Here is a 12,185-nt window from a genome sequence, read left to right as displayed (position 1 = left end):
TATTCTTATATGTGCCTCGTGGTGTAACGATCTTCTCGGCCGTGCTTGCGCTTTGATCAAAGCGCCGTATAGTTTAAATACAGCAGCGTAGCAGCGCTGACTTATAACTATAAACTTCCGCAACCCGTTTGGAGGTCGTTATGGCTATTCTCAACCACACTCTTGGCATTCTTCTGCACCCGGACTCTGAGTGGAAGGCTATTCGCAAAGAGCAGACAACTTTTCAGCAAGTATTTATAAGCCATGTGCCTTTTTTGGCGCTGATACCCTGCGTCGCGGCCTATTTTGGTGTGACTCAAGTTGGTTGGACGGTCGGTGACGGTCAGCCGGTATTGTTATCGGCGGCAAGTGCGCTGTCGTTTTGTGCTCTTGCATATGTGGCGCTGCTGGCCGGTGTGTTTATTTTCGGTGAGTTTATAAACTGGATGAGCCGAACTTACGGTGTAAAAGACGATTCGGATAAACGTCACTATGAAGGTACGGCGCTGGCGGTTTACGCGAGTACGCCAATGATGCTCGCCGGTGTGTTTAATGCTTACCCTGAACTATGGCTAGTGGTGACAACACTTTGCCTTGCCGGCGCCTACTCTGTTTATTTGGTTTATGAAGGTATTCCTATTTTAATGAACCTAGATAAAGAGCGGGCATTTATGTACTCATCGTCAGTGATTACCGTCGGGTTGGTGTTAATGGTGACGACGATTATCACCACGGTCTTGATTTGGGGCATGGGCATGGGCCCGGTATTTATTGATTGATCCCGGGTCTGTAAACACCAATAAAAAAGGCGACTTTTAGGTCGCCTTTTTTTATTACCTGAATTTATTGCTCTTGCATGGGTAGCGGGCAGTCTAGCAATATGCCAAAACAGCGCAGCAAGCTGTACTCCTGCAGGTTTACATAGTTGTCGGCGTTAATGCAGTTGTGCAGTGCTTTGAGCAATAGTGGTTTTTGCAAAGGTTTGAGCTGGGGCAGTGTTGCGCCGAGTGTTTTTAGCTTTTTAAGTGGCGGCCTCTCGGGCAGTTTGTGTTGCTCGGGCCAAAGTTGCGCGCAACCGGCGGCGTAGGCGGACGCTGGGTCGGAGCTCATATAGGCCGCGATTGCCAATAAATCGAGCACCTGTGTTTTTAACTTGCTCAAGCTTTTTTGTTGAAACGGCCGCGCCTGATTGTGTAAGGCGTTGTTAACAACGCAATAAAAACACCATTCAAATAGGCTGATTTTATCGTCGGCTTGAATGAGCGTTTTGCAGTTGGCAAAAAAGACTTGGCGCTGGCGCGGGCTTTGTTGTTGTAAGGCGGGAAGGCTCAATTGCAGTAACGGAAGCTTGAGCTGCTTGTCCATTTGTTGTGTTGTGCGCATCAGTTTACACAAACTTTGCCAGCTGCGGGGGTGGGCTCGCTGTTTAAGAAGTTCTAGCTGTTTATTTCGCTCATCGCCCGCGCTGTGCAAAAGCATTAAATAACACAGTGCGCGAGCTTCAAACGGGTTGTGGCAGGCTTGATAAACTGCCGTGGGCAATTTGTCTATAAGTTTGCGGCTCGCAGCGAGACTGTATTCGGGTAACTCGCCGGCGCTTTTAAGCAAACCCTCGGCAGTTTGTGCGCCGCTTGCTTTGACGCTTGTTTCAGTACTGGCGTGTTTGAGTGGTTTCTTAGTGCCTGTAGGCATGCCAGAGGCGATAGCTGAGCCAGCCAAAACCGCCGCTTGTTTTGTTTGCTGCTGTTTGTCTGCGTTCGTTTCGCTAGTCGTTTGACCTTCCTTGTCTTCCTTTAGGTTTTTTTCAAGCTCCGATTTCAGCTGTGTGGTACCGCCCGGATAGACACGTAAAATGCGTTCGGCGAGCTCGGGGTGGGTGGCAAAAAGCTTTCCCGTCCAATTGCGCACACCGCTGGCAAAATAGAAATGGCTGAATTCGCTGGCATTGGCTTCGTGTAATAAGCCCCCGTGTTGGTGGTTTTGAATGCGAAACAAGGCACCTGCAATACCGGTGGGGTTGCGCGTATATTGCACCGCTGAAGCGTCGGCAAGATATTCTCGCTGGCGGCTGACGGCTGATTTAATCAGTGAACCAAATAGCTTGCCGCCCCAACCCAAAGCAAGTAAACCCAGGCCAAGTGGCATTAATTGCTGGCTTTTATTCCTACTGCCGTGCCTGCTGCGGCCACTGCTTCGCAGTAGCAACTCGCCAATGAGGGCGATCATCAATATACCGTGTAGCGCCGCGACAAGGCGCATATTGAGTTTCATATCGCCGTGGTGGATGTGACTAAACTCGTGTGCAATAACCCCTTGCAGCTGATCGCGGTTAAGTTGTTCTATGCAGCCTTCAGTTACGCCGATAACGGCGTTGGAACTATTAAAACCTGCTGCAAAAGCATTGATGCTTTGGTCATCGAGCAAATAAACGCGGGGCACAGCGTGCCCGGAGGCCAGTGCCATTTCTTCGACAATATTGAGTAGCTGGCGTTGTTTTGTATCGGCGTGTTCGTGCAGGAGTAGTTTGCCACCGAGGCTTTCGGCAACATAAGTGCCGCCGCGTTTTAGCTCCCAGTATTTAAAAAGGCTGCCGGCTGCGACGACCGTGACAACACCGAGACTGATCCAGAGCATCGCCTCCGAGCGCAGCAGTTGGCCAAAGCGAGAGAAGAAGTTTTGCTGCTGTACTTGTATGGCGCCAGTGCTGCTAACACCTGCATCAAAATAATATAGAAACAGAGCGAGAAACAAGCTGGTAGCGAGTATTAAAGCGACAACTGCGCAGGCGAGTAGCAAGCTTAAGAGGCGGCTTTTTCGCCGCGCGTCGTCCTGGTGTTCAAAAAAGTTCATTGCCGTTGCCGAGCATTAAAACTGAACTTTTGGGGCTTCTTGTATGGCTTCGCTGTCGGCAAATTCGAGTAGCTTGGCATCTTCTCGATGGCCAAACATACCGGCGAAGATAACGGGGGGGAAGCTCTGTCGGTAGCTGTTATAAGCCGTGACAAAATCGTTAAAAGCTTGGCGGGCAAAAGCGACTTTGTTCTCGGTACTGGTCAGCTCTTCACTCAGCTGCTGCATATTGTTGTTTGCTTTTAAATCGGGGTAACTTTCCATCACTACCGATAGGCGGCCAAGAGCGCTGCCGAGGGCGTTTTCGGCGTTGGCGAGCATGCTCATTGCCGATGCTTCACCCGGTGCACCGGCGGCGGCTTTGAGCCCGGCCAGCGCAGTATTTCGCGCTTCGGTAACCGCGGTTAGGGTTTCTTTTTCGTGGTCGAGGTAGGCTTTTGCGGTTTCGACAAGATTCGGGATTAAGTCGTAGCGCCGTTTAAGTTGAACTTCAATTTGCGCAAAGCCATTTTGGTAGCGATTTTTTAGCGCAACCAGGCGGTTATATATACTGACGAGGTAAAAAATAACAATCGCGATGACGACGAGGCTAATAATGCCGGTGCTACCCATAATGTTTCCCTAACTGATAGATCAATCTACATATTCAATTGCGCGCACAACTTTTTTTACACCTTTAGTTGTGCGTACAACATCGGTGATGCGTTCGGTCTGGGCCCTGCTCAGCATGCCCATTAAATAGACCACTTGATTTTCGACATAGACCTCGACGCGGCTCGAGTCGATATCGCCGTTAGTAATCAGCTTGCCGTCAATTTTGGTTTCCAGCCAGCTATCTTTGCTGTGTGAACCAAAACTGCGCTTGGGGCCGATGGTCAGTTCGTTGTGTACTTGCCGTACGCGGTAGACATCTGCGGCGACTTTTCCAGCGGTGTCGCGCAGCTGCTGTTCTGGCACTTCACCGGTGAGCAGTACTACTCCATTGTAGACGTGCACGTTGACGTTGAGTTTGTCAAAGCGCTGATCGGCCTTATTTAAGTTAACTCGGATGATGGTGTGTAGGTTTCTATCGTCCCAGTATTCACCAAAGCTGCGCTTCGTAGGGTCGGGCTGTATGGGCTCGTCTGACACGGCATCTGTGATCTGCACGCAACCTGTTAACAGCACAAGGGGGAAAAGCAGCGCTGCGATTTTGCCTTTAGATATCATCGCCAAGCCCGAATAATTTACTGTCTATCAAATCGAGCAGGCAATAAAGGCACAGCAGGTGTATTTCGTGTACACGTGAGCGCTTGTGCATGCTTGCGCGCAGTTCCAGATCCTCGGCGGCAATCAGTGAGCTGATGTCTCCGCCGTTGCGCCCGGTTAAGGCAATAACACGCATATTTCTATCGTGTGCGGCGCTGATGGCTTGTACCAGGTTGCTGGCTTTGCCATTGCAGCTTAAGACTAAGAGAATGTCTCCGGTCTGGCCAAGCGCGCGCACCGGCTTTGCGTACATGTCGTGCAGGCCCTGATCGCTGCCCATCGATACTGCGGTATTTATGTGGCTGCCGAGCCATATGGCGGGAAGGCTCGGCCTTTCTTGCTCAAAGCGATCAAGCATGGCCGAGCAAAAAATTTGTGCTAAGGCGGAGGAAGCGCCGTTGCCAGCGACCAGGACTTTATTGCCACTGACAAGTGTTTCGGTAATGTAATCTGCAGCGAGGCTAAGTGGTGCGGCAAGTTGTTCGCCGACTTCCATTTTTGCCTCGACACTTTCGCGAAACAGATTGTAAACGCGTTCGCTATTCATGTTTTAAAAAGCTCCCCTAAACCACTCTATCTTTTCTTGACTCATAGCGATGACATCAAAGCGGCAGGCGGTGTTTAGTTGTTTTTGTTGTAAATAGGATTCGGCACTTTGTCGAATCTTGTGTTGTTTTTTTTGATCGACTGATGCGGCAGCGCCACCAAACGTTGAACTTTTGCGATAGCGCACCTCAATAAAAACGAGGCAATCGCCGTCGCGCATAATCAGATCAATTTCACCGCTGCGGCAGCGGAAGTTTTTATCGCAAAGGACGAGCCCCTGCTGTTGCAAATAACGGTTTGCCTGCTGCTCTGCCAGTTGCCCGCGCTGGTTATTGTTCGAATCCTTGGTCTTTATTTTCGATTTTAAGTTCAATCGCTCGTCCCTGTTGTATTTCGCCGAAGCTCTGCTGGCGTACGATATGCAAATCTTGGTTGACGCTGAGCTTGCCGGTGCTGCCGTAGAATTGGGCCTGGCGAATCTGTTTTAGCTGCTCTAGGCGCGGATAGATATGATAAGCATCGACGCCGAGGGCATAAAACTGCTGCAATGCTGGTGAGTTATCTCCGTAGGCTGCGATTGCGCGGCGTTCGGCAAGCTTGCTGTCGAGAAACCAAGGCATGGTTGAAAAGCGCAAGCCGTTCAGATCTGCAAGACCTTTTCTATTGGGGCCTTCGTAAACCTGGCTGCTGGCATAAACGGGAATATCGCCAGCGTAGTGATAAGACAGCAGGGGGATTAGTTGACGCGCCTGAGTTGGCCTGGCGAGCATAAATATAAAGTCGATGTCTTTGCGTCGGCGCGGTTCAAACTCAAAAGACTGGCCCAAGAAATTTTGAATTTCGCTGCGTCGCTGTTTGCTTGTTTTTAGGCCTACAGCGGTTTCGACAAGGTTGGAGTAATTGCGTTTGTCACGATAACTTTGTTGAACTAAGACGGCGCCGCCGAGCTCTTCCCACTTTTGGCTAAATGCATTGGCGCCGCGACCACCCCAGGTGTTGTCGGGAACTAAAATCATTGCCCGCCGATGGCCATCGCGCCAAGCTTTCAGGGCAATTTGCTGAGCTTCGCTTTCGATAGAAAGGCTGAATTGAAACAGGTCGGCTTGGCCGCTGCGCGCGCTAGTGTTTTCAGGGCTCGTTTGCGCCGGGGGCGCATCGCTATTTAATAGTGTCTGCTCGGCTGTGGCGTCGATGTCGACGGCTTTGTCATTGATGGCGTTCAGCGCAAATGTGGTAACAGGAAGCTCGCTGCGAGCCGATAATGCACGCAATTTGTCTTTGCTTAAGGGGCCGATGACGAGCTCTGCGCCTTCGCTAACGGCTTGGTCGTAAACGCTGTTGACGTCTTGCTCGTTGGTGTCGTAAAAGCGAATTTCAGGCAGGCTGTAGGCGTCGCTCAGGTCATTGTAGTAGGCAGCAAGCACCCCTTCGCGTATCGCTGCGCCAATGCTCGCCAGCTTGCCAGAAAGAGGCAGCAGTACTGCCAGCTGCTGGGCCTGAGCATCGACGAGTTGCAATATGAGTTGCAGGTCGGCAGGCAGCAGATGATTGGCGGGGTGGTCGGGCCAAATACTGCGCCAGTGATTGATGTCGATAATTTGCTGGCGGAAATTTGCGCCGTTACTTTTGCTCAGTGCCGCGAGCGAATACCAGCCGACTTTGGTGCTGTCGGTTTCGGTTTTAGCAAGTTCACTAAGTTCGCTTTGAGGAAGTTCGGCCAGGTATTCCCAGAGCAGGTCGTGATTGAGCTGGGCGCGCGCTTCGTCATTTTTCAGTAGTTGGTCGAGCTTTAGTCGCTGCTCAAACGCCTGAAGGTAATTTGCCTGATCAAACATTAAGCTTGCGCGCCGATCAAACAGTTCTATTTGTTGTTCTTGTTGTTTTGCCGTGCTGGCTTGAATTTGATCCAGTCTGCTATCAAACCAGTAGCGCTGCGCCAGGTAGGGTTCGCCGTCTTTTAGGGCGATGTTGCCGCGCAGTAGAGCAAGTCGTAAATACTGATGTTCATTTGCCTGGCTTTGGTCGATACTGTCGGCCTGCAGGTGCGCACGAACTAAGTCGTTGTTCTTGAGGAAATATTCAGCGGCATTAAGTTGTCGAGTAACTTTTTCTGAACCGTCTGTTTTTGCTGTGTCTTCAAGATAGCTTTCTATGTTGCCCGAGCTCAGTTTCGGTGCTTGAGAATCCTGCTGTACCGGTGTTGAGCCGCAGGCGCTCAGAGCGAGCGCTGTCAGAATCGCGGAACCGAGCATTAACTTTTTATACGTCGTGCGATACTTGCTGGCAAAAGGCTGGCGAGTTAAGTTCATGCGCTGTGCGTCTTTAGGTTTTTAATTTAATTCTGGAACTATAACAAATGAGCAAAGACGGTGTCCTCTATATTGTCGCTACGCCAATAGGGAACCTCGACGATCTCTCAGTTCGCGCGTTGGCACTTTTAAAGCAGGTCGACATGATTGCCGCTGAAGATACCCGCCACAGTAAGCGCTTGCTTACACATTTTGGTATCGATACCCGCCTGACGGCTTATCACGATTACAGCGGCGAGCGCCAAGTGCAGCACCTGCTCGATCTGCTAATGCAGGGGCAAAATATTGCATTGATTTCAGATGCGGGTACGCCGCTGATTTCGGACCCGGGTTATCGCTTAGTTCGACGCGTTAGAGAAGCGGGTTTAAATGTTGTTCCGGTACCCGGGCCCTCAGCGCCGCTCGCCGCTCTATGCGCTTCTGGCCTACCGACAGATAGTTTTGCTTTTGTCGGTTTTAGCCCGGCAAAGTCAGCTGCACGCAAACAGTTCTTTTCGCTTCACGCTGCAAGTGAGCATACGCTTGTGTGTTTTGAAAGCCCGCATCGCATTGTCGCCAGTATTGACGATGCAATAGAGGTGTTGGGCGCAAAGCGCCAGGCCGTGCTTGCGCGCGAGTTAACAAAAACTTTCGAGACCTTTATCGGGTTTAGTCTTGGGGATATTCAACAAGCCCTAGCCGATGACGCCAATCAAAGCCGCGGCGAGATGGTGTTGATGATTGCTCCCGAACCTAAGCCTGAGAGCAGTCAGCTCGATGCCGAAGCGGAGCGCTTGCTCGGTTTATTGGTCAATGAATTGCCGACAAAAAAAGCCGCGGCGCTCGTCAGTGAATTCAGTGGTGTGAGTAAAAAGTTGCTGTATCAGCGCGCGCTCGAACTCAAAGCGTAATCTTGCCTTAGCTTGTCTTTCTTGCCCGCTGCGGTGAGGTGCTGCTCGTTTGCGCTGTTTAGCCGAGAAAAGTTTAGCCGGGTAAATAAAGGCAGCCCAGTACAGCTTCGCGCTTGGCGCCGGTCACGGTCGGTGCATTGCCGGGAAGTTTGTGCACGTGGCGCTGAGCTAGCCAGGCAAAAGCCGCAGCCTCCATGCAATCTGGAGCAACACCGAGCTCTTCACTGCTTTTTAGTTCTGCGTTGCACAGTTGTTGCAGTCTTGAAACGAGCGCGGGATTATATATGCCGCCGCCGCAAAGGTAGGCGACATGGCAGTTTAACTTGTTGAGGTCCCGGGCGATGCAACGAGCGCTGAGCTCCAGCAGGCTCGCTTGTACACGCGCAGGTGTTAATTCGCAATGAGCCTCAAGCTCGCGGTTTAACCAGCCCAAGGTAAACTCTTCTTTGCCCGTGCTTTTGGGTGGTTCTCGAGTAAAGAAACTATGTTTTAGCAGCTGGTTTACAAGTGCTTCACTGGCTTCTGAGCTTTGAGCCCAGCGGCCGTCTTTGTCGTAGCCCACTGCGCTATTCGGGTGGTGTTTGCGAAACCAGGCGTCGAGCAGGGCATTGCCGGGGCCGCAGTCCCAGCCTCGCAGCGTTTGCCCTATGGCAGTGATGTTGGCGATGCCGCCAATATTGATAAACGCACAGTGTTGATCGCCCGCTAAGAACTGATGAAAGGCCGGGGTAAGTGGCGCACCCTGGCCACCTAGCGCTACATCCTGGCTGCGAAAGTCGCCAATAACAGCGATGCCTGTCTGATTGGCGAGGCGATAATTATCGCCAATTTGCAGGCTGAATGCGTGTTGTTGGTTGGGGCGGTGGCGAATGGTCTGCCCGTGGTTACCTATGGCGATAACATCGCTACTTTTGTGCCCGCTGAGTTTCAGCAGTTTGTCGGTAGCCTTGATGTAGAGTTCACTGAGTTGTGCGCTGAGCGCGCCCAGGCGTTCAACTTCGTTGCTGCCCGGTTCAAACAGCGCTAAGCACTGTGCCTGTAGTTCAGCGGGATAGGCGAGCTCGGTGGAGGCTAGAACAGTAATGGTGTCGCGTATGTCGACGAGGGCAGCGTCGACGGCGTCGACGCTGGTGCCGCTCATCAGCCCGATATAGAGCTCGGGCTTCATAGGGCTTTAGGTTGTTTGTCGCTATCGTTTAACGCAAGTAGTGTCGCAGTTTCTGCTTCAAGTTGAGCGACAAGCGGGCTTGTCTGGCGCTCGAAATCTGCGCGGAGCGCGGTTGAGATCGCCTCTGCTTTTGGCAATTTCTGCACGATGGTGCGCGGGTTGCGGTGTACGCCGTTTAGTAAAAACTCATAGTGAAGGTGGGGGCCAGAGCTAAGGCCGGTAGAGCCAACGGTGCCGATAAGTTGTTTTTGGCGTACTCGCTGGCCTGTTTTTACCTTGCGTTTGTGCAGGTGGAGATATTTGGTTTGCACGCCGCCGCCGTGTTGAATAACAACGTAATTGCCGTTGTATTTGCTGTAGCCTGACTTGATCACCTTGCCATCGCCTGACGACCAGACCGGTGTGCCGGTTTTAGCGGCGTAGTCGATACCGCGGTGGGGGCGGACTTTCCCGGTAATGGGGTGTAGGCGGCGCGGGTTAAAGTTGGAGCTTATGCGGCGGAAATCGACAGGAGCGCGCAAAAAGGCTTTTTGCATGCTGCGGCCTTCCGGAGTGTAATATTGAGCGCGGCCATCTTGATGCACGTAGCGAACAGCGTTGAATGCTTGCCCCTGGTTGATAAATTCGGCCGATAAAATCGGGCCATTACGCAGTTTTTCACCGTCGACGAAGTGTTCTTCGTAGAGTATTCGAAAGCTGTCACCCCGGCGGATATCTAACGCAAAATCGATATCCCAGCCAAAAACTTCAGCAAACTCCATAATAAGTTTGTCGTCCATGCCGGCATTGGTACCAGCGAGATAGAGGGAGCTGTTGATAATGCCGCTGGCGGCAGCGACTTTAATATCTGGCTCGCGCAAATCTTCACTGTAGCGATAAGATTCGCCGTCGAGGGTGAAGTTATGGCTTTGAAGTTTGCTGCTGATGTAGCGCAGTTGCTCAAGTGAGCCCATGTCATTAAAAGAAAACTTGAGCTTGTGGCCGGGGCGCACACTGTTCAGTTTTTCTTTGTTTTCAGTCGCAGATAGAAAGTTCATCATCTCTCTATCGGATAAGCCTGCGCGTTTAAACAAGCTGCTTAGGGTGTCGCCAGATTTAATTTCCAGCTCGCGAGTTTGCCACTGAGCTGCACTGCTTGTTTCGAGCTCAACCGGGCTGGCCGAAGGGCTTGGCAGGCTGTGCTCTGCGTGTGCAAACTTAGGGAGTTCAAGGGTGTTTAACTGACGCTCCGCGGGAACGGTGGCGTTGCTAGAGAATGCGCTGAGAACGATAAGCGAGAGGCTAAGTCCTCCCGCTGCAGCTAAGTGTCCATGCGGGAAACGAGCCGCCAACTTTGCTACCGAACTTTTTTTAAGTTTTTCAACAAGTTCCATAACTTTTCTATATAACATATCAAGATTTGAATGCAACTAAGCACGTTATAACAAAAAATTGAACATTTTTCACGCGCCAAGCGTAAATTAGGCTGCTCATTAGACCTTGTTTTTGCCGTTGGTTCCGGTAATGTTCGGGCCTGGTTTGTATTTGGGGCCCCGCCCATATAAATGAAGAGATAAGGTTCAAGGTTAATGCAGTCGCTAAATAAAGATTTATTGCAGGATTTACAGGCTCGCGGTCTGGTTGCGCAAATGACGTCGGAGGAGCAATTAGTTGAGCACCTTCAGAGTGCGTCGCGCACGCTTTACTGTGGTTTTGATCCGACAGCCGACAGTCTGCATATAGGAAGCTTGGTGCCCTTGCTGACTCTCAAGCGTTTCCAGTTGGCCGGGCACAAGCCGATTGCCCTGGTCGGGGGCGCGACAGGTTTAATTGGCGATCCGTCCTTCAAGGCCCAAGAGCGCAAATTAAACACGCCTGATATTGTTGCAGGCTGGGTAGATAAGCTGCGAGCCCAGGTGAGCCGTTTTATTGACTTTGACTGCGGAGAGAATTCGGCCGATGTAGTCAATAACCTCGATTGGATTGGTAACATAAGTGCGCTGGACTTCCTGCGCGATGTCGGCAAGCACTTTTCTGTAAACAACATGATTAACAAGGAAAGTGTTAAGCAGCGCCTCGATAGAGATGGTGCAGGTATTTCTTATACCGAGTTTACTTATATGCTGCTGCAGAGCTACGACTTTGCCGAGCTGAGCAAACGTCACGATTGCAGCCTACAGATTGGCGGTTCCGACCAGTGGGGAAATATTACCGGCGGTATTGATCTGAGCCGTCGGCTAAATGGAGCACAAACTTTTGGTTTGACGCTTCCTTTAGTCACAAAAGCTGATGGAACCAAGTTTGGTAAAACTGAAAGTGGAACAATTTGGTTGAGCCCTACAAAAACTTCGCCATATGCGTTTTACCAGTTTTGGCTTAACAGCGCCGATGCAGATGTTTATAAGTTCTTAAAGTACTTTACCTTCTTAAGTGTTGCGGAGATTGATCAGCTGGAGGCGAAAGACAAGGCCTCAGGGCAAAAGCCCGAGGCTCAACGAGTGTTGGCGGAACAGGTTACTCAGCTTGTTCATGGTGACGAGGGTTTACTTGCAGCGCAGCGTATTACACAAGCGATGTTTAGCGGTGAGCTTGGCGATTTGAGTGAGGGCGACTGGGAGCAGCTCAAGTTAGATGGTTTGCCTACTGCTAGTTTGGCCGGTCGAGATTTGGCTGACTTGCCGCTGACGAGTTTGTTAAGTGAGGCGGGCATGGTCAAAGCGGGGCGTGAAGTGAAAGATGCGCTTGCTCGCAATGCTGTGTGGGTCAATGGTGTTGCGCTTTCTGCTGAGGACAATATGCGCTCTATTGAAATATTTTCAGCAGATAAAGCTCTTTTTGATCGTTTCTTTTTAGTGAAGCTGGGCAAGAGGAAAAACCTGTTGCTGGATTTGCGCTGAGCAACAGCTACCTGCAGACTGGGCCAATGCGGGCAGCATAGCTGTTCCTCAAAGCTCTAAAGAGAAAGGCCGCAAGCTTTAATAAAGCTTGCGGCCTTTTTTTGTTTTGGAATATAGCTGTGGCTGGTGCTTGTGGGCATTGTTTTTCTATTCCGTAAAAATAGTTGTTGCAAACGCTCAGCGACTCCCTATAATGCGCGCCTCTCAACGACGCCCTGCGTTGTTTTTTGATGTCCGGTTCAGGTCGGTTTTTGTGTTAGAAGCTTCTTAGCTCTGGCACAAAAAGAAAAGCAAAATTAAGTGTTGCAAACGTCAAAAA

11 protein-coding genes are annotated in these 12,185 nt (G+C 51.0%); 3 read left to right on the top strand and 8 right to left on the bottom strand.

From position 1 onward, the window contains the following. Positions 1-140: 140 nt before the first annotated feature. A complete protein-coding gene (locus tag CFK45_RS04485; RefSeq protein ID WP_096085238.1) occupies positions 141-758 on the top strand; it encodes a Yip1 family protein in 618 nt (205 codons plus the stop codon). Between the two features lie 64 nt (positions 759-822). On the opposite strand, the gene CFK45_RS04480 is transcribed toward CFK45_RS04485, so the two are convergent. The 6 genes from CFK45_RS04480 to CFK45_RS04455 are packed head-to-tail and all read right to left on the bottom strand — an operon-like array spanning position 823 to position 6,932. After that, on the bottom strand, positions 823-2,829 hold the full coding sequence (locus CFK45_RS04480) for a M48 family metallopeptidase (protein ID WP_096085237.1): 2,007 nt from the start codon (positions 2,827-2,829) through the stop codon (positions 823-825). 15 nt (positions 2,830-2,844) lie between these two features. Further along, the gene (locus CFK45_RS04475) at positions 2,845-3,441 is read right to left on the bottom strand and encodes a LemA family protein (protein WP_096085236.1); all 597 of its coding nucleotides are present in this window, start codon (positions 3,439-3,441) and stop codon (positions 2,845-2,847) included. A 21-nt stretch (positions 3,442-3,462) separates the two neighbouring features. Further along, the gene (locus CFK45_RS04470) at positions 3,463-3,978 is read right to left on the bottom strand and encodes a BON domain-containing protein (protein ID WP_239923552.1); all 516 of its coding nucleotides are present in this window, start codon (positions 3,976-3,978) and stop codon (positions 3,463-3,465) included. Between the two features lie 49 nt (positions 3,979-4,027). Next, positions 4,028-4,624 (bottom strand): SIS domain-containing protein, encoded by a 597-nt coding sequence (locus CFK45_RS04465; protein ID WP_096085234.1) that lies wholly within the window; start codon positions 4,622-4,624, stop codon positions 4,028-4,030. A gap of 3 nt (positions 4,625-4,627) precedes the next feature. Then, positions 4,628-4,996, bottom strand: coding sequence for a YraN family protein (locus CFK45_RS04460; RefSeq protein ID WP_204378419.1), 369 nt, complete (start codon positions 4,994-4,996; stop codon positions 4,628-4,630). Beyond that, on the bottom strand, positions 4,953-6,932 hold the full coding sequence (locus tag CFK45_RS04455) for a penicillin-binding protein activator (protein WP_096085233.1): 1,980 nt from the start codon (positions 6,930-6,932) through the stop codon (positions 4,953-4,955). Before CFK45_RS04455 ends, CFK45_RS04460 begins: the two co-directional genes overlap by 44 nt. Positions 6,933-6,979: 47 nt before the next feature. Here CFK45_RS04455 and rsmI point away from each other — a divergent pair, with 47 nt between their 5' ends. Beyond that, on the top strand, positions 6,980-7,822 hold the full coding sequence (gene rsmI, locus CFK45_RS04450; protein WP_096085232.1) for a 16S rRNA (cytidine(1402)-2'-O)-methyltransferase: 843 nt from the start codon (positions 6,980-6,982) through the stop codon (positions 7,820-7,822). 73 nt (positions 7,823-7,895) lie between these two features. Here rsmI and CFK45_RS04445 read toward each other — a convergent pair whose 3' ends face one another. Continuing rightward, positions 7,896-8,990 (bottom strand): anhydro-N-acetylmuramic acid kinase, encoded by a 1,095-nt coding sequence (locus tag CFK45_RS04445; RefSeq protein WP_096085231.1) that lies wholly within the window; start codon positions 8,988-8,990, stop codon positions 7,896-7,898. Beyond that, on the bottom strand, positions 8,987-10,363 hold the full coding sequence (locus CFK45_RS04440; protein ID WP_096085230.1) for a peptidoglycan DD-metalloendopeptidase family protein: 1,377 nt from the start codon (positions 10,361-10,363) through the stop codon (positions 8,987-8,989). Before CFK45_RS04440 ends, CFK45_RS04445 begins: the two co-directional genes overlap by 4 nt. A gap of 195 nt (positions 10,364-10,558) precedes the next feature. On the opposite strand from CFK45_RS04440, the gene tyrS reads away from it, so the two are divergent. After that, a complete protein-coding gene (tyrS, locus tag CFK45_RS04435) occupies positions 10,559-11,866 on the top strand; it encodes a tyrosine--tRNA ligase (protein WP_096085229.1) in 1,308 nt (435 codons plus the stop codon). Positions 11,867-12,185 lie beyond the last annotated feature (319 nt).

The organism is Agaribacterium haliotis, from assembly GCF_002312815.1.
GTDB lineage: Bacteria > Pseudomonadota > Gammaproteobacteria > Pseudomonadales > Cellvibrionaceae > Agaribacterium > Agaribacterium haliotis.
This window is presented reverse-complemented; position numbering and strand designations above follow the sequence as displayed.